Below are 18897 nucleotides of genomic sequence, written 5' to 3' on the forward strand. Positions count from 1 at the left end.
CTTGAAGGATAAGTCGACATGGCATTTACCGAGCTTTTCATCAAGCGTCCGGTACTGTCTATCGTCGTCAGCCTCTTGATCTTGCTGACCGGCCTGCGTGCCGCTACCCTACTGCCGATCCGGCAATATCCCAAGCTATCGAGCACGGTCGTTGCTATTACCACCTCCTACCCTGGTGCCTCCGCCGAAATGATACAGGGGTTCATCACCACGCCCCTCGAGCAAGCAGTCGCCTCCGCAGAGGGCGTTGACTACATCACTTCCTCGTCTGTGCTTGGCAGTTCGACGATCCAAGTGCACGTCAAGCTTAATTTTGATCCGAACGAAGCGCTCACGGAGGTGCTCTCCAAGGTTAACTCAGTCAAATACCTAATTCCTAAGGAATCAGACGATCCGGTTGTCACAAAGTCAACTGGCCAAGCCACTCCTGTGATGTTTGTCGCCTTCTCAAGCGAGGAACTTCCGGCCAGTGCGATCTCCGACTACCTCTCGCGCGTAGTACAACCCGTTATTTCAACGGTCGACGGTGTCGCAACAGCAGAGATGCTGGGCGGCCAGAGTTTTGCGATGCGACTTTGGCTCGATCCTACGAAAATGGCCGGGCACGACGTGTCGCCGGCTGAAGTTTCAGCTGCAATTGCCGCTAACAACTTCCAGGCTGCGGCCGGCCAGATCAAAGGCTATTTCACTATCTCTGATGTTACGGCCAATACTGATCTTCGAAGTGTCTACGATTTTAAGCGGATGATCGTCAAAGCCAATGACGGCGGACTTGTGCGCATTGAGGACATTGCATCAGTCGAGCTTGCCGCCCAGGCGACAGACACTAGCGTCACGATGAACGGTGAGCATGCGGTTTTTATAGGCGTGCAGGCAAGTCCACAGGGCAATCCGCTAAAGATAGTGCAAGGCGTACGCGCGTTGTTTCCGGAAATTGAGCGTAACCTGCCGCCATCCATGAGGATGAAAGTGGCCTACGACTCCACCACATTTATTCAATCGTCTATCGACGAAGTGGAGAAGACGCTCGCTGAGGCAGCCGCCGTCGTGGTAGTTGTGATCGTTCTGTTCCTGGCCTCGCTGCGGTCGGTCATCATTCCTGTGGTCACTATTCCGTTGTCGCTGATTGGCGTCTGCGGCATGATGCTGGTGCTGGGGTTTTCGTTTAATCTGCTGACTCTGCTTGCGATGGTTCTCGCGATCGGTCTCGTTGTCGACGACGCGATCGTGGTGGTGGAGAACATTCATCGCCATTTAGAAGAAGGTGAGACGCCCCTACGGGCGGCGACAAGCGGCGCGCGCGAGATCGTCGGTCCCGTTATCTCTATGACGATTACCTTGGCCGCGGTATATGCCCCAATCGGATTTCTCGGCGGCCTCACTGGCGCCTTATTCCGCGAATTCGCGTTTACGCTAGCAGGAGCGGTGATTGTGTCGGGGGTGATCGCTTTGACGCTGTCGCCCATGATGTGCTCGCTATTTCTGAGGCGCGCCGACGGGGGGCGATTTGCGCGGGTTGCGAACCGCGGCTTCGGCGCCATAACGCTATGGTACGGCCGCAAGCTCGACCGCTCGCTTGACTATCGCCCAGTTGCCGGTCTGTTCGCGCTGACCATGCTGGGCCTTGTTGCCTTTCTCTATATGAATATTTCCAAGGAACTTGCGCCGGAGGAGGATCAAGGTATCGTATTCGTGCTCATGAAAGCACCGAAATACGCCAATATCGACTACCTCGACTATTACGGTACCAAGCTTGGAAACATGTTCAAGAAGTTTCCAGAGACTGACGTGAGCTTCGTGCTTAATGGCGCTAGCGGAAAGCAGAGCGGCATGGCGGGTATGTTGCTCAAACCGTGGGGCGAGCGCACGCGATCATCGACTGCATTAAAGTCGCTTGTCCAGACGGAACTATCGAAGATTGAAGGCATTAACGCGTTTGCCTTTAGCTTGCCTCCCCTTCCAGGCGGTACGGATGGCTTACCAGTGCAGATGGTCCTCAATTCGACGCTTGGCTTTCAATCTATCTACGAGGAGATGTCGAAGCTAAAGGATGCCGCGCAGAAGAGCGGTCTGTTTGTGGTGAGCGACTCGGATCTCGAGTTCAACCAACCGGTGGTACGAATCAAGGTTGATCGTTCCAAGGCTAACGAGCTTGGGATTACCATGCAGACTATCGGTAACGCGCTCGCTACCTTACTTGGGGGAAACTACGTCAACCGCTTCAATTTGCAGGGCCGCTCTTACCAGGTGATCCCGCAGGTGCCACGAGAGGAACGCTTGGCGCCGCAAGCAATAGGCAGTTATTATGTAAAGACCGCGACCGGATCGATGCTTCCGCTGTCTACTATAGTCTCCATCGAGACTGCGATCGATCCGAACGCGCTCACCCACTATAACCAACTAAATTGCGCGACCTTTCAGGCCGTGCCAATGCCCGGAGTCACGATGGAGCAGGCTTTGGATTTCCTAGAAGCCGAGGCGAAGAAACTGCCCTCGGGCTTCAGTCACGACTTCCTGGCCGATGCTCGCCAGTATGTGCAGGAGGGCAACCAACTCGCGATTACATTTGCGTTTGCACTGATCATCATATTCTTGGTGCTTTCAGCCCAGTTCGAAAGTCTGCGGGATCCGCTCGTCATTATGATCAGCGTGCCGATGGCAATGGTCGGTGCCTTGCTTCCGCTATTCTTTGGCTGGGCAACCATGAACATCTACACGCAGGTTGGACTGTTGACACTTGTCGGGTTAATTTCTAAGCACGGCATCCTAATGGTTGAGTTCGCCAATGAGCTTCAGCTCAGGGAGAGACTCGACCGTCGCTCGGCCATCGAGATGGCCGCGCGCGTCCGATTGCGCCCAATCTTGATGACCACGGCGGCAATGGTGGCGGGCTTTATACCCTTGTTGACTGCAACGGGAGCTGGCGCGGCGAGCCGCTTCTCGATCGGGCTCGTCCTCGCCGCCGGCATGTCTGTTGGCACGCTGATCACGCTATTCGTGCTCCCAGCGCTCTACGTCACGATCGCATCCAACCATCGTGGCCCTGCGAGCCGCGACCGCGCGAACCTTGCCGAGCTTCACTTCACCAACGCTCCTGATGCCGAGATGGCCAAGCAATGACCGCCAAACCATCAGGTGTGCTCCGCACTCGGATCACTTCTCGTTCCATGCGCGTCGAGAATTCACGCCCTATGGTGCAAAGTTGGATGTCTCATTTGCTCGGCGCAGCACGTTGATGATCCGCTGCCGCCTGCTAAGTTGAAGCTGGGCCGGATGTTTACGGCCAGCGAACGCGTAAGCTGGATACTTCGGAGCCAAAAAGAATCAGTACTCTCTTCTTGAAAAGGTGGACTAGCCATCCGCGGAACGCTCTGCCGGCTCATTGCTTGTTATGATTTATTAGGGACGCAGACTGCTTTACCGAGATCAAGAAGATCACTCTGACACCGTCGATCGCTCTCAGCGCGAAAAGCCCGATATGCCAGCTGAATGCCGTTATTGAGCGAGGTGGTGGCACGCCAGCCGAGCGCCGACAGCCGACCGACGTCAAGCAGCTTCCGCGGCGCTCCGTCGGGGCGCGAAGTGTCGAAGCTGATCTCACCGCGAAAGCCGACGGCGGCGGCAACCATGAGTGCCAACTCGGCAATGCTGATGTCCTCGCCGGTGCCTATATTGACCGGTTCTGGGGAGGAATAGGTCTTCATCAAATGGATGCAGGCGTCGGCGAGATCGTCGACGTAAAGAAATTCGCGGCGCGGCGCGCCGGTACCCCCACACCACGACGTTGCTGGCGCCCGATATTTTCGCCTCGTGGAACCGACGGATCAGACCGGCAAAAACGTGACTGTATTCAGGGTGATAATTATCTCCGGGGCCGTAGAGATTGGTTGGCATCACGCTGATGAAATCGGCGCCATACTGGATGCGATAGGCCTCGGCCATCTTGATGCCAGCGATCTTGGCGATGGCATAGGGTTCGTTGGTCGGCTCCAACGGCCCAGTCAACAGCGAGTTCTCTCGCAGCGGCTGCGGTGCCAAGCGAGGATAGATGCACGAGGAGCCGAAGAACATCAGCTTCTCGCATTTGTTGGCATAAGCCGCCTGGATCACGTTGCTTGCTATTGCCAGATTGTCGACGAGGAAGTCGGCGCGCAGGGTATTATTGGCGACGATTCCGCCGACCTTGGCGGCCGCCAGGAAGACGACCTGCGGCCGCTTCGCGGCGAACCAGGCATTCACTGCGGATTGATCGCGCAGATCGAGCTGGCTGCGTGACGGCGTTAAGAAATCGACCTGCTCGTGCGCCAGCCGGCGCATTAGCGCCCCGCCGACCATGCCGCGGTGGCCTGCCACGAACACCGTCTTGCCTTTGAGCTCAAACGCCGCACCCGCCATTTGCTGCGTCCTTTCTGGCTTGTATGAGATCGCTGGCGACCATTTCCTTCACCAATTGCGAGAACGGCGTCTTCGCTGCCCAGCCGAGTTTCGCGCGCGCCTTGCTGGGGTCGCCGATCAGGAGATCCACTTCGGTCGGACGGAAATAGGTCGGATCGACCTGCACCAGGGTCTTGTCTGTTGCCTTGTCGACTCCGATCTCCTCGACGCCCTTGCCGCGCCATTCGATGCAGCGATCGACCTCAGCAAACGCCAGCTCGACGAACTCTCGGACCGACTGCGTCTGGCCGGTCGCGAGCACGAAGTCATCGGGTTCGTCGGCCTGCAGGATCCTATGCATGCCCTCAACATAGTCGCGGGCATGACCCCAGTCGCGCTTAGCATCGAGATTTCCGAGATAGAGCTTGTTCTCGAGGCCGACCTCGATGCGGGCGACACCGCGCGTGATTTTGCGTGTCACGAACGTCTCGCCTCGAATAGGGCTCTCGTGGTTGAACAGGATGCCGTTGCTCGCGAACAAACCATAGGCCTCACGGTAGTTTACCGTGATCCAATAGCCATAGAGCTTGGCGACGCCATATGGCGAGCGCGGATAGAATGGCGTGTTTTCCTTCTGTGGCACCTCTTGCACGAGGCCGTAAAGCTCCGAAGTCGAGGCTTGGTAGAAGCGCGTTTCCTTCTCAATGCCGAGGATGCGGATGGCTTCCAACAGCCGCAAAACACCCACGGCGTCGGCATTGGCCGTGTATTCCGGGCTCTCAAAACTGACCTGAACGTGGCTCTGAGCGGCAAGGTTGTAGATCTCGGTCGGCCGAATCTGCTGCACTAGGCGGATCAGGTTGGACGAATCCGTCATGTCCCCATAGTGCATCAGGAACCGCACATCGCCGGCATGAGGGTCCTTGTAGAGATGATCGACGCGCGCGGTGTTGAAGGAGGACGACCGGCGCTTGACCCCATGCACGGTGTAGCCGAGACCGAGCAAATGCCGAGCGAGATATGCGCCATCCTGCCCGGTGACGCCGGTGATCAGCGCAATGCGCCGGTTTGAATTGTGAGCTGCCATGGTCTCCCTTAATTGCACCGGAAAAGTCCTGCTCTGAAAAACAATCGCGAAGCCGCTTCCGGAAGAATCTAGACGCGCACGTGCGCTCCAAGCTCAAATAAAGGAGGCCTTCGTTAGCCTCAAGTCATACACGCCACGAAGGAATACACACCATATACATTGATTTAGAGGTGGAGCGATTGATGCCAACACATTGATCTAAAAAATGAACGCCAGCCACGTCGCAACGGCCATGATCCTGAGCAGGCGAAAGAAAATTGTAATCGCCGTACGTCCACCAGGCGCGCTTGCCGCCTGCCGATATTTCCAATGAGAGTGCCAACTGTCTGCTGCTTTCTCCTCTTGCGTCTGTATGCATTCTGGCAGTCTCATGATGACGCGGAAGAGCGAGGGTGCAGGCTTTGAATAGAAGAGCAGTCTTGACGGTCGACAAATCGCACGTCCTAGGCAAATTGCGGCAGGCAATGGACGGCCGGCGGAAAACAGTGAGATAAGGGCTGACAAACGTTGGTATAGACCGCGGAACCTTTCGATATCTAAAGTTTACGTTCGTACAATGGAGCTTGGGCCCCGATCCTCTAACTTGACCGAACGCAAGTTGTCTCAGTCCAAGCATGACAAGTCTCTTAAACGCGCGCCGGAGCAGCCTTTCCAGGAAGACTGGACAATTGAAGCTCGAACACCGCTGCGCAGCTGTATCACCGCCAGACCATGTGGAGGACTTGGCCAACTTTCGTTTTATATCTGAAAGAGAGAAGCCGAGACGAAACGAGCCTCCTCTAAGAGTCTATCCGTAAGACGCACCGACTCAGTCGCTGCCGCACCAGCGTCGTTCGGTAGGGCCAGTATTGCTGCGTTCGTTTTGGAAACTTAAAGCGGGGGTGGCGAGATGACTAATCGTGAAGGGCGATCTGTTCGAATATCCTCGATTATGGAGCCAGACTATTTGGTCGACATCTTCACTGCGGCTTGAAACGACGACAGCCATCGGTGCTACCGAGCGAGTCTGTTTGCGCGGAGCTGCATGTCCCTATGCAGGCCCACCAAAACGTTTGCCTCTCGTCGAGGAGGTCACGCTGTGGGCGGCACCGTTGCAGTTTCTGCTCGATCGCGAGCTAAAAGGTGGAATGAATTTGGATGAACGATGATTGGTGAGACAGAGTTAAATCAGGCCAACGAAGCGGCCGCCGAACATCCCGAACTTGAAACCCGTCGCCTTCTGGCAAGCGAATTGTGCCACGGGGCTGCCATAGCGCGAACGCCGGACTCGTTGAAGTTGGGCTGCATGGATTGATATGTGTGGAATTATTGGTATTTTGGGCCGCGGTCCGGTCGTTGGGAAGTTGGTCGCGGCGCTCAAGCGATTGGAATATCGTGGCTACGACTCAGCGGGTGTCGCGACTCTCGAAAGTCTGCGTGTCGAGCGCCGCCGCGCTGAAGGCAAGCTGAGAAACCTTGAGGAGCAGCTGCGCCATAGCACTCCGGCGGGTCAAAGCGGCATCGGCCACACCCGCTGGGCGACTCATGGAAAGCCGACGGAGAGCAACGCTCATCCGCATGCGACGGAAAGTGTAGCAGTCGTTCATAACGGGATCATTGAGAATTTCCGCGAGCTCCGAGCCGAGTTAGAGCGGAATGGAGCTGACTTCAAATCAGAGACGGACACCGAGGTGGTGCCGCATTTGGTCGAGTCGTATCTCAAGAATGGCTACTCGCCTCAGGATGCGGTACAGGCGTCGCTGCCGCGGCTGCGCGGTGCCTTCGCCTTAGCATTCCTCTTCAACGGTCACGACGATCTTTTGATCGGTGCGTGCAAAGGCTCGCCCCTTGCGATCGGACATGGCAGCGGTGAAGTGTATCTAGGATCCGACGCGATCGCGCTCGCGCCTTTGACCGAGACGATTACCTATCTTGAAGACGGTGACTGTGCCGTGCTTACGCGCACGACTTGCGTGATCTATGGCGCACACGGCTCTGTCGTCCAGCGGGAAACCTCAAAGTCCGTTGTATCGTCTCTCCTTGCGGATAGGGCGAATTATCGCCACTTCATGGCTAAGGAAATTCACGAGCAGCCGGCAGTAGCCGGCAAGACTTTGAGCCATTATCTGGATAGCGCAGCCAAGCGCGTCGCCATTCCGCTGACATTGCCGTTCGACTTCAATTCCATTCAGCGTATCTCAATTGTTGCGTGCGGCACGGCAAGTTACGCTGGCCACATCGCCAAATATTGGTTTGAGCGGCTGGCGCGTCTATCTGTCGAGATCGATGTAGCCTCTGAGTTCCGGTACCGGGAAGCGCCTTTGCGTCCTGGCGATCTCGCGATTGTCATCTCGCAGTCGGGTGAGACCGCCGACACGCTAGCTGCGTTGCGATACGCCAAGGACCAGGGCTTACACACGATATCTGTAGTTAATGTTGCGACATCGACAATCGCACGCGAGAGCGAATCCGTTCTCCCGACGCTGGCTGGACCGGAAATCGGCGTCGCGTCCACCAAGGCATTCATTTGCCAGCTGATGGTATTGGCGGTGCTTGCTGTCACAGCAGGTAGAGAGCGAGGCAAGCTGTCAAGGATCGATGAAGCGAACCTCGTGCGAGAGCTCGTTGAAGTGCCGCGTTTGATTGCTGCGGCCCTGTTGGCCGAGCCTCAGATTGAAAAGCTCGCGCGTTATATGGCCGGCGCGAGGGCCGCAATCTATCTCGGTCGTGGCGCATCGGCGCCTCTGGCGTTTGAGGGCGCGCTTAAGCTAAAGGAAATTTCCTATATTCCCTCGCAAGGCTACGCCGCCGGGGAACTCAAGCACGGGCCAATCGCGCTGATCGATGAGGCTATTCCGGTAGTCGTGATCGCGCCTTACGACCGCGTCTTCGACAAAACCGTCTCGAACATGCAAGAAGTGGCCGCTCGGGGCGGCAAGATAGTCCTGATCACCGATGCGAAGGGGGCTTCGGAAGCGACGGTGGATACACTCGGCACCATCGTGCTGCCGACAATGGCCGCAAGCTTTACGCCGATGGTCTATGCTATTCCGGTCCAGCTCTTAGCTTACCATACCGCTGTCGCAATGGGCGCGGACGTGGATCAGCCGCGAAATCTCGCGAAATCGGTCACTGTGGAATGAGGCTGAAATGTTTTTGTCCAGGCCTAGAAGTCTCGGTCGACCCGCTCGGGCTTGCGTTTCGTTACCTCGGTTGGGTGATAGAATTCAACTAGTTTCTAATCCGGGAAATTGCTCGTAGCTGGCCACATCAACCAATGCGGCTGTCAGCCCGATTGGTCTGATATCTAAACGCTCGGCCGGCTCGCTTTGTGCTGATAGCCTCATTTCAAATTAGGTCGCTACATCCGTCGGCGGACATGAGTGGCTGTTGCTCACTGGCGGGAACTGCTGCGCGTCAACGCGAGCGCGGACCTGAAGGGGACTGCGCGTGGCCAAATCGCTGCTAACTGGAAGTATTCAGAGCGAGTTGCAGTTCCGTGCGAAACGATGCTCGGTAGTGGGGATCTTCGTTCCGATGTGTTTTGGATCAGACATGAACTCAAGCCTGGGGGTGGAATCAGATGCCGCCTCGATCGCCATATGCCTTCAGCGCGTTGTCCAGACACTTGAGTAGCTCTTTTCCGCCAAGCGGTTTGGCGAGAAATCCCATCGCTCCCGCGTCCATAGCCGAGGCGCGCACGCGCTCGTCGGGGAAAGCTGTAATGAAGATGAACGGTGCGTCGTAACCACGCGTCCGCACCTCTGCCAAAAGATCCAGCCCGCTCATCGCTGACATCTGCACATCGGTAATGACACAGGATGTCTCGGCCAACTGCGGCGACAGCAGGAGTGCCTCGGCGGACGAAAATATTTGCACGTCGTAGCCACGCGATTTCAAAAGGTTTTCTGTCGCCGCACGGACCGAGGCGTCGTCGTCGACGACAGAAATCAAAGGCGTGGACAAGATGAGCCCTCCCAACGCAGTACAGCGGCTATCGAAGCGCTAGCCACTTTCGGCGAAAAGTGGGCTTAAGTGATAGACTTGTAAAATCATACTTGGGTTTGTTCAGGACGATTGGAACTAATTCCCAGCGTCTCGCTCATCCTGATCAAGTCGGCCAGCGAGCGGGCACGCATTTTTTTCATGACGTGTCCGCGATAGATTTTGACGGTAATCTCCGCGAGCCCGAGTTCGGCGGCTATCTGTTTGTTCATCAGGCCGCCTGCGACAAGTCTCATCACTGCCTGCTCTCGGGGGCTTAGGGTCTCAAATAGCGACTGCAGGTTCGCGACGGCTCGCTGAGCTTCCCGTCTCTTGCGATCGCGTTCAGTCGCCGCAACGACGGCATCAAGCAGCTCCTGATCGCGGAATGGCTTGCTGAGAAAATCGACGGCACCTCCCTTCATGGCCCTGACAGTCATGGGAATGTCGCCATGGCCGGTAATGAAAATGATCGGGATGTGTATGTTCAACCTGGCCAGCTCGGTCTGGTAGTCAAGGCCGCTCAGGCCTGGCAGTCGAACATCAAGAACTAGACAGCTGGTGACGTCCGGAATTTGGGTCTGCAGCATCTCCCGGGCCGATCCGAACGCGATGACCTCCAACCCCACCTGTTTAAAAAGGTTCGTAAGCGAACGGCGCACGGAGATGTCATCCTCAACGACAAAGACGATCGCCTTCGTCGAGGCCTCGGCATTGCTGCCTTCACCTGGCGAATCAAATCGTTCTGTCACAACACGGCCTCCTTATGCAGCGGCAGGGTGAACTGGAAGGTCGCGCCCGGTCCATTTTTGGGGACCATTGACAGCCGTCCTCCATGAGCTTCCACGATCGAACGGCAGATCGAAAGGCCCATTCCAAGGCCGGTCGACTTGGTAGTGAAGAAGGGATCCAGGACGTGGTCCGCGTCCTTCTCGGCTATGCCGACGCCGCAATCGGCCACAGCGAGCTGCACGTGTCCCAGATCGTCCTTGGATGAATGAATCAGAAGTTCGCGCGGCCGGTCTGTAACTGCGTCCATCGCCTCGATTCCGTTCATCACCAGGTTAATGATCACCTGTTGTAGCTGAATTCGATCACCGAGGATCATAGGCAACGCGGCCGTCAACTCGGTTCGCAACCTCACCCGGTGGCTCACCAGCTCTCGTGTTACCAGCGCAATGACGTCCTTAACTACCTCATTAATATCGAGCGGCACCATCTCAATTTCGCCTTTCTTCGCGAGCGCGCGAACGCGACGGATCACCTCGCTTGCCCGAATTGCGTCTTCGATGATCCATTCCACGGAGGAACGCGCGGCGGCAAGATCAGGAGCCTCGCGACCCATCCAGCCGAGGCACGCCTCGGAGTTGTTGATAATAGCGGCGAGAGGCTGGTTTATTTCGTGGGCGATCGAGGTTGTCAGTTCTCCTAACGCTGTTACTCGCGTCACATGTGCAAGCTCCGCTTGCGCTTTCCGTAGTTCTTGTTCGGCTTGATCGGCGCGAATGGTAGCGGTAATGTCAGTGCTCACGCCACGGTAGCCAAGGAAAGTACCATTTCCATCGAAAAACGGCTTGCCACTCGTGCGGACATATATTGGAGATCCAAACCGATTCTGCGTACGATAAACGAGGTCCCTAAATGGCTGGTGCGCCTGCAACGTCGCCCGATGCTGCCGCCACTTCTCGGGTTCCTCTTCGAGGTCGCACGCGATGTCCCAGCGAAAGAGGCCCGTCAATCCTGTGGCCAAAATTCCCGCAGCGCTGGTGTGCTCAGACACGTGAGTGACCTGGTGATCCGGCCCGGTCTCCCAGAGCCAGTCGGAAGCTGTTTCGGCGTAGTCGCGAAAGCGCTGTTCGCTTTCGCGCAACGCGGCAAGTGTGTTTTCCAGGCGTTCCTTAGCTGCGTGTTGCTCGGTCACATCCATATGCGTTCCGATCAACTCGCGGACCATACCATCACTGCCGACCACCACGTGCGCAACGGAGTGTATGCGTCTTATCCCGCCATCTGGTACAAGGATACGGAAATCATATTCGAACCGCCGCTCCTTAAGTTCAATCGCTTGGCGCTGCACCTCCTGTAGCCGCGGCAGGTCGTCCGGATGGATGCGTGATCGAATGGTCTCGATCGATACCGGCTCTTGTGGGCTAAAGGCAAACAGACGATCGACCTCGGCGGAGCGATACACGAAATCTAGACCGTGGACATCCCAGGCCCAACTTCCTGTGTGAGTGAGATGCTGGGCCTCTGCCAGATACGCCTCGCTGCGGCGCAACTGCTGTTCGGCTGTCCTCGCTGCCGTAACGTCGGTGGCTGCGCCAACAAACTCAATCTCGCCAGAAGCGGTTCGCGTGGCACGTGCCTGCGCGTGAATGTGCTTAATCGAGCCGTCCGGTAGCAGAAGCCGGTATTCGTGCTCGAAATCGCTCTGGTCTCGCATCGCGCGATCGATAATTTCTCTAACCGAAGCCCTATCATCTGGATGAGTGCGCTCAACGACGAGGTGCGGCTCGGGTTGCACGGTCTCAGGATCCAATTGGAAAATCCGAAATGTTTCCTTTGACCAGAAAGCCTCACCCGTAGTTGTGTTCCAGCTGAAGCTACCTGTGTGACTCAACTCCTGCGCCTGGGCCAAATGTGCTTCGCTCCGCTGTAGCGCAAGTTCGGTCCGCCTTCGCTCCGTGATATCTTCGCAGGCGATAAGCACAATGGGCCGCTGATCCGCCCAGAGCATGGCTTTGGCGTTTTCACGTACCCACAAGACCGAGCGGTCCTTCCTGACTTTCTGGGCATCCCACGTGCGCGTTTGTCCGACATTCTCAAGGCAGCTGCGAACGCATTCGCGAGCGAACGCGCGATCCTCCTCGAGAAATACGTCCAGCACACATCGGCCGATCAGTTCGGCACGAGTATAGCCGAGTTGTGTCGCGCCGAGCGTATTGACGTTGAGGATAGTACCGGCTTCATCGACCATGACGTACATGGCCGGGTTGTGCTCGAAGATCGCGCGCCAGAGTTTTTCGCGATCCTCCAAATCCGCCGCACTCCGCTGAAGTTGGGCTGCGGCCCCACGCGCAGTCTCTCGTTCCTGGCGGAGCTTGCCCATCAGGTACGTTCCCGCAACGGAGACAATAAAAAATGCAACGACGACTGGAAGATCGTGGGGGTCATCGAATCGCAGACTGAACGCCGGCGGCGCAAAGTAGTACGCGAGAACAGCGATCGCTGCGACGCAAAGCGCGGACGACGCGATGAAGATGCCCATTAACGAAAATAGCAATACTACTAACATATAGGCGAACGCCGCCGCGGCAAAATGCGCCTGAAGGTATACGCATATCAATGTAACGGCGGCGAGCGTCATGCCGCCGAAGGTGAACTGCGGGGCTGAACGTTTACGACTGCTGATCTGGACAAACATTTTGAGACCGTCCGGCCTGTTCTCCGGCGAGAGCTATAGCATTTTCGGCAAAAATGGGGCAATCTTCAACGCTTGGGTTTAGCGTGTGCGAGATTGGTCACCTCCGACCGAACTCAGCACGCGCCGGGAAAAAACGCATTATAAACATACGTATAATTGTCCTAAACTTTCCGATGGGTGTCACTGACGGGGCTGCAGGCGAAGCTTAAACGTCTGCTTTGCGCCGCCTCCGGTAGCCATTCGGCGCACTCGCTCGCTCGTTTGGCCGATGCACCCTCTACACCCGCTGCGTACTGCCGAACCACTCACCTCGCCGGCAAGGCCGCTTCTACGAAGAACTGCAAGTTCAGGCGCCGAAACAGACGCCGGCGTTACGTGAGTGCTACCTATCGGATCAGGCCATCACGAGTAGTCGCAAAAGACTCGTCTCCAACCGGTGTCGCTGGAATTGAGCGCCGACGCCGAAGCCAGCGCAGCCTTATATGACCCGCGACTGCTCCGTCGAGTGCCATCTAATCCAAGCTGATCACCGCCATGGCTTGAATGAGGCAGCGCGCATGAGGAAATGCCGCTTATTAAGAGTATTCGTCGGCGGAGAAATTCCCAGTTCGGCATGCGGAAATCACTCTTGATCTGGTTCGCCAAACGCTCCCCAAGCATTGCACCGCCGGTAGCCCCTGACCGCGAAAGAGAAGCCGCGAAAGGAGCCTCTACTTCTTTGCTCGCCTGCCTCTAGGATAAGCTGCCTGGCAGCGGTGCTGACCGAGGGCCCTACGCCAGAAGCGCACGGGATAAAGTTCGTGTCGGACGGGCGGCGGATAAGTTCCGGAACCTACCTCGTTGTGCTTGTCGAGTCGCTAGTGGTGGAAACGTTAGGCTGGTTGAGCCGAGACTGCAGCGTTGCGTGATCGAGCTCGCCTTCCCACCAGGATACGAACACGCACGCGATGCCATTGCCGATGATGTTGGTAAGGGCGCGCACCTCGCTCATGAACTTGTCGATCGAAAACACGATCGCCATGCCGGGCACCAGAGCTGGGTTTACCACCGACAATGTCGCAGCGAGCGTGATGAACCCTGCGCCGGTGACGCCGCTGGCTCCCTTCGACGTTAGCATTGCTACGAGCAAAATCGTGAGCTGCTGGCCAAACGTGAGATCGACGCCGAGTGCCTGCGCAATGAACAATGTTGCAAGTGTCATATAGATATTGGTGCCGTCGAGGTTGAAGGAGTAGCCAGTTGGCACCACCAGCCCGACCACCGGCTTAGAGCAGCCTAGCCGCTCGAGCTTCTCCATCAATTGCGGCAGCGCGCTTTCGGAGGACGAAGTGCCGAGCACGATTAGAATCTCGTCCTTGATATAGACAAGGAACTTGAATATCGAAAAGCCAACGAGGCGGGCGATTAGACCAAGCACTACCAACACGAATAGCGCGGCCGTCACGTAGAATAGCGCGATCAGACCGATGAGATTGCCGAGTGCTCCGGGCCCGAACTTACCGACTGTGAAAGCCATGGCGCCGAAGGCACCGATCGGAGCCGCTTTCATTATGATAGCGATCACCCCGAACGCCGCGTGCGCGACGTCGTCAATCATGCCGCGCAGACGCTCTCCCCGCTTTCCCAGCGCCATCAGCGAGAATCCGAAAAGGATCGCGAAAAGGAGAACTTGCAGAACATCGCCGCGAGCGAAGGCGCCGACCACGCTATCGGGAATGATGTTGAGAATAAAGTCGACGCTCTTCGAGGCTTCCGCCTGCTTGACGTAATTGGCGACCGCCGCAGCATCTGGCTTGACCGCAAGGCCATGGCCAATTCGTACCAGATTGCCCATAACGAGGCCCAACAGTAAGGCAAAGCTGGAAACAATCTCGAAATAGAACAGCGCCTTGACGCCGACGGACCCGACTTTCTTTGCATCCTGAATATGGGCAATGCCAGATGCGACGGTGCAGAATATAATCGGCGCGATCACCATCTTGATGAGCTTGATGAACCCGTCACCGAGCGCCTTAACCCAATCGTTGGTGGCGACAGACGGCAAGAGGCAGCCGAGCACCGCGCCAATCAAGATTGCGATTAGCACTTGCACGTAGAGTATCTTATACCAAACTTGCGACGCGCGTAGAGGCGATGCAGCTGCCATGGTAGTCATGACGCTTCCTTCCCGAAAATACTCGTTGAGACGCCGAGTCGCTGCGAGGCGACAGCGTCATACGAGACTCATCATTTTAGCCGTGTCCGATTGAAGGCAGTTCCGGGAGCCGGTGCGACCATCTAAAGGCAGGCGTTTAGTTGCGTTATCCATTTTCCGTAAGCAAGATCTGCACCAGATGTCCGAACTGGGCCGATCAACTAGCGGCCGACAACTCTTCTTTCGTCAGCGGCACCGGCTCACTGGTATGACCTCGTTCCCAAGGTCGAGCACAAAAATGGAGCATAGCGGGCTCAAGCGGCGTAACTTCCCGGCCGTAGGTGCGGAGTGCTGAGATCGATGCATCAATACGTAGCATCGGTAAAATTGATAATTTGGATTTCTGTATTTGCTGTATGGAAGCCCGGTTTAAGCACTATCTTGCGCGAAAAATTCTTGGCATGAGCTGCGTTGTGGCTAGCGGCTAAGCTCGTTCTTGCAAGGAGGGCGCCAAGGCTGCGCTGACGATCCGCATCAGCCAAGTCGGTCAGAAGCGGCATTCACTGGCGGGCCGTCGCACCCTTTTGCCAAGTCGCAGAAGCAGCCTACGGCGTTTCTTAGCTGCACCCTTTGTGTTGCCGCCATACACAGGCTTCCTGCGCGGCGCGAACCGTCTACCATTCTTAGTAACATCTTTTCGGGAGAAAAATTCCGATGCTTCGTTGTGCGGCTGTCGCTGTCTGCTCAGGAACAAAGGATGCCGGAACCCTGACAGAGCGTCGTTAGGTCCGCTCCAAAGCGGCATTGGCACGAACCCGACTTTCTCTCACATTTGAGGATAGAGACCTCAAGGTTCGTAAGCGGCACAAGAATTGCTGATGACAGTGAGAAACGACCTGTCAGATGAATCGAGGCGGACCCGCCACCGGGGTTGTCGATGAAGCTCGCGATGTTGGTCTTTCTCCTAGACGAGGCGCGCGTGAATTTGGCCGCGGCGACGACCTGCGGCGCGAGCAAATCGCGATTCGCGCCACATCACCAGGTGAGACCGGCGTACAAGCGATCGATGTCTCGATACGGTGACCTGCGCCCACCTGTGAGCTGACGCACGTGGATGTCGTTTGGGCAAAGATTTCGCAATCTGTTGTGCTCACGATCGAGCTCGCCAGCGTAACGACCGTGATCCTTCTCATGGTTGGAGTGCCCCTCGCTTGGTGGTTGGCGCGTTCGAAGACTCTCGCAAGTGAGGCGGTGGCCGCGGTTATCGTCTTACCGCTAGTGCTACCGCCCACGGCTCTCGGCTTTTGCGTAGTGGTTTTGCTTGGCCCCCACGGACCGGCTGGCGTTATCGCCTTTTTCTGAGGCGAGCGCACGCTCTCCTTTACTTTCGCAGGAATCGTGGTCGGATCGGTCCTGTCGGCGCTGCCGCTGGTCGTGCAGCCGATCCGCAACGCCTTTGTTGCGATGGACGATTGCCCGTTGGAAACGAACCGGCGCGTTTCGCCGTTGCATGCCTTCGGCGCCGTGAGCGCGCCGCTGGCGCGACTGGAGTTTGTCAAAGCCGCCCTAATTGGCTTTTCTCATACGATCGGCACATTTGGCGTGGTGATGATGATCGGGGCAATATTCCTGGGCGCACCAAAGTGCTGTCGGCTTACGTCGTAGACTACGTCCAGGCGGCGCGCTGGCGCGAAGCAAGCGTGCTTGTGGGTGGTATGATGATGTTCGCTTTGGCCATAATCTTCACTTTGGCGCTGCTCAACAGACATAGTGCCGGCAGGATTACCTAATCGTCTTAGATCTGCCGCCCGACGTATCTGAGCAAGCAGCGGTCTTGCAAACCGGCCCATCGATCCTTGTGAGCTTGCAATGAACAAGCTAGTTGTAGCCGCAGCCGCTGCTGGAATCGATCTCAAATCAATGCACTCCGCGCCTCTGCCCGAGCGACGGCCGATGAGGTTGGCGTTTCTCAGCAGCGCCTTGGCAAACTAGACGAGTTCTGCGCTAGCGAGATCGCGAGCAAACGCGTGCCGGGTGCGGTGATCGCAATTGCCAGAGGCGGCAAGCTGATTCACTATAAAGCGTGCTGGCAACTCGATGCGGCAACGGGACCGTGGATGCGGAACTTCGTCAAGACTGGAGTTGGTTGTTGGTCTTCTGGGAGCGGAGACCGCAAATTCGCACCGATGTATCCCTATCGCGCAGTTTTGACGGTCGGCCAATATGTCGCACGATCCGCTCGGCACACGCGGGTTTGAAATCCTGCGAAGGGTGTCAAATATCGCTTAATTCCTGCGTCATTTTGGCCGGGTGCGTCGCGATATCGCTGCGCACTTCCGATAAGAAGGGCGCATCAGGCTGGGAGTGTTCAAATGAAGGTCGGAGTCCCGAAGGAAATCAAGACGCACGAATATCGCGTGGGTCTTACCCCTGGAGCTGCCCGCGAGTATGTGGCAGCGGGCCACCATGTGGCGATCGAGACCAATGCCGGTGTTGGCATTGGTGCAACCGATGACGATTATCGCAAGGCTGGCGCGACGGTTCTGACCTCGGCAGCTGAGGTATTCGCATCGAGCGAGATGATCGTAAAGGTCAAGGAGCCTCAGCCGTCGGAGTGGGCTCAGCTTCGTGAGGATCACATTCTGTTCACTTATCTGCATCTGGCTCCCGACCCTGATCAAGCTAGGGGCCTCTTGGAATCTGGATGCACCGCGATCGCGTATGAGACCGTAACTGATGCGCATGGCGGTCTTCCACTGCTGGCGCCGATGAGCGAGGTCGCGGGTAGGCTTGCGATCGAAGCAGCGGGTAGCGCACTGAAACGCAGTACAGGCGGACGAGGGCTGCTGATCGGTGGGGTGCCCGGTGTTCAGCCTGCCCGAATCGTAGTGATCGGGGGTGGCGTGGTTGGCACTCACGCGGCACGCATGGCGGTCGGCCTGGGCGCAGAAGTCACCATCATCGATCGGTCGATAATCCGGCTACGCGAGCTGGACGAGCTATTCGAAGGGCGCGTTCGCACCAGGTTTTCGACCATCGAGTCCATAGAGGAAGAGGTATTTGCGGCGGATGTGGTGATTGGTGCGGTGCTCGTTCCAGGTGCGAGCGCGCCGAAGCTGGTCAGCCGGAGCATGCTGCGCTCAATGCGCAAGAGGGCGGTGCTCGTGGACGTCGCTATCGATCAGGGCGGCTGCTTTGAGACATCGCACCCGACCACTCACGCTGAACCAACTTACGAAGTAGATGGCGTTATTCATTATTGTGTAGCCAATATGCCCGGAGCGGTGCCGCTTACGTCGAGCCAGGCACTGAATAACGCGACTCTGCCGTTTGGTTTGGCTCTGGCCAACAAGGGGTTTTCCGCCGTACTCGAGAACCCACATCTGCGCACAGGCCTCAACGTCCATCGGGGCCGGCTAACTTACAAAGCGGTGGCCGAGAGTCTCGGGCTGCCCTTCTCACCGATCGAACAGGCTGCTGCCTGATCCCAGAGGCCCTCATGGGCGTTTCCTCCCTGACTTAAGGCCACCTTTCGGGGTGGCTTTTTTTTTGGCTGCATCAATCGGCTACATCAATCCGATGACCTCCGCATATTTGAAGTGCGGAGCGAAGCAGAGGATCACCAGACTAGCGCTCGCCTCACCTGCCACCAAGATGAAGACAAATGTTCTGACCCCTGCAGACAACTGAGAATGCATCCCTAGGTCCAGGGGATGCCCAGGACCGGCGCGACTCTACTTGAGGCAATCGCTGCGGCCATTCTGAAGGGGCTTTGGAGACGCGGTCCCGACCTGCGATGACCAGCGTGATGCTGTCGCCTAAGTCGCAGCTGTCCTGGTGACTGGAGCCGACGCGATGCGCTCGGGGCAGACCTGATCCTCCCCGGACCACTTTTTGATGTGGCTTGATGCGTCG

At 57.0% G+C, this 18897-nt stretch carries 11 protein-coding genes and 2 pseudogenes; 5 read left to right on the top strand and 8 right to left on the bottom strand.

Annotation, left to right across the window (positions count from 1 at the left end):
- The first annotated feature begins 18 nt into the window (after window positions 1-18).
- Entirely contained in the window at window positions 19-3120 is a 3102-nt protein-coding gene (locus tag ACVW16_RS23210; RefSeq protein ID WP_456701419.1) for an efflux RND transporter permease subunit, read from the top strand.
- Window positions 3121-3389: 269 nt separating this feature from the next.
- On the opposite strand, the pseudogene ACVW16_RS23215 reads toward ACVW16_RS23210, so the two are convergent.
- The 3 genes and pseudogenes from ACVW16_RS23215 to ACVW16_RS23225 form a co-directional block, all read right to left on the bottom strand.
- Window positions 3390-4395 (bottom strand): annotated as a pseudogene (locus ACVW16_RS23215) (GDP-L-fucose synthase family protein).
- The gene (gene gmd / locus ACVW16_RS23220) at window positions 4376-5461 is read right to left on the bottom strand and encodes a GDP-mannose 4,6-dehydratase (protein WP_456701421.1); all 1086 of its coding nucleotides are present in this window, start codon (window positions 5459-5461) and stop codon (window positions 4376-4378) included. The pseudogene ACVW16_RS23215 and the gene gmd overlap by 20 nt, the downstream one beginning before the upstream one ends.
- 124 nt (window positions 5462-5585) lie before the next feature.
- Window positions 5586-5894 (bottom strand): hypothetical protein, encoded by a 309-nt coding sequence (locus ACVW16_RS23225; protein ID WP_456701422.1) that lies wholly within the window; start codon window positions 5892-5894, stop codon window positions 5586-5588.
- Between the two features lie 466 nt (window positions 5895-6360).
- On the opposite strand from ACVW16_RS23225, the gene ACVW16_RS23230 reads away from it, so the two are divergent.
- Both ACVW16_RS23230 and glmS read left to right on the top strand, forming a co-directional pair.
- The gene (locus ACVW16_RS23230) at window positions 6361-6609 is read left to right on the top strand and encodes a hypothetical protein (RefSeq protein ID WP_456701423.1); all 249 of its coding nucleotides are present in this window, start codon (window positions 6361-6363) and stop codon (window positions 6607-6609) included.
- A 147-nt stretch (window positions 6610-6756) separates the two neighbouring features.
- Entirely contained in the window at window positions 6757-8583 is a 1827-nt protein-coding gene (gene glmS, locus ACVW16_RS23235; protein WP_456701424.1) for a glutamine--fructose-6-phosphate transaminase (isomerizing), read from the top strand.
- Between the two features lie 436 nt (window positions 8584-9019).
- Here the strand turns inward: glmS and ACVW16_RS23240 are convergent, their stop codons facing one another.
- The 5 genes from ACVW16_RS23240 to ACVW16_RS23260 form a co-directional block, all read right to left on the bottom strand.
- Entirely contained in the window at window positions 9020-9406 is a 387-nt protein-coding gene (locus tag ACVW16_RS23240) for a response regulator transcription factor (protein ID WP_456701425.1), read from the bottom strand.
- Window positions 9407-9492: 86 nt separating this feature from the next.
- Complete coding sequence (locus ACVW16_RS23245) at window positions 9493-10176, bottom strand: response regulator transcription factor (protein ID WP_456701426.1); 684 nt, start codon at window positions 10174-10176, stop codon at window positions 9493-9495.
- Window positions 10173-12848 carry a PAS domain S-box protein gene (locus tag ACVW16_RS23250; protein ID WP_456701427.1) on the bottom strand — a complete coding sequence of 892 codons (2676 nt, stop codon included), beginning with the start codon at window positions 12846-12848 and terminating at the stop codon, window positions 10173-10175. Before ACVW16_RS23250 ends, ACVW16_RS23245 begins: the two co-directional genes overlap by 4 nt.
- A gap of 832 nt (window positions 12849-13680) precedes the next feature.
- Window positions 13681-15003: a C4-dicarboxylate transporter DctA gene (dctA, locus tag ACVW16_RS23255; protein ID WP_456701428.1), complete on the bottom strand. Its 1323-nt coding sequence runs from the start codon at window positions 15001-15003 to the stop codon at window positions 13681-13683.
- A gap of 344 nt (window positions 15004-15347) precedes the next feature.
- A complete protein-coding gene (locus ACVW16_RS23260; protein WP_456701429.1) occupies window positions 15348-15542 on the bottom strand; it encodes a hypothetical protein in 195 nt (64 codons plus the stop codon).
- 550 nt (window positions 15543-16092) lie between these two features.
- Here ACVW16_RS23260 and ACVW16_RS23265 point away from each other — a divergent pair.
- Both ACVW16_RS23265 and ald read left to right on the top strand, forming a co-directional pair.
- Window positions 16093-16772, top strand: a pseudogene (locus tag ACVW16_RS23265) (molybdate ABC transporter permease subunit).
- Window positions 16773-17354: 582 nt separating this feature from the next.
- Window positions 17355-18467 (top strand): alanine dehydrogenase, encoded by a 1113-nt coding sequence (gene ald / locus ACVW16_RS23270; RefSeq protein ID WP_456701430.1) that lies wholly within the window; start codon window positions 17355-17357, stop codon window positions 18465-18467.
- The last annotated feature ends 430 nt before the right edge of the window (window positions 18468-18897 follow it).

Source organism: Bradyrhizobium sp. USDA 4474, from assembly GCF_054057515.1.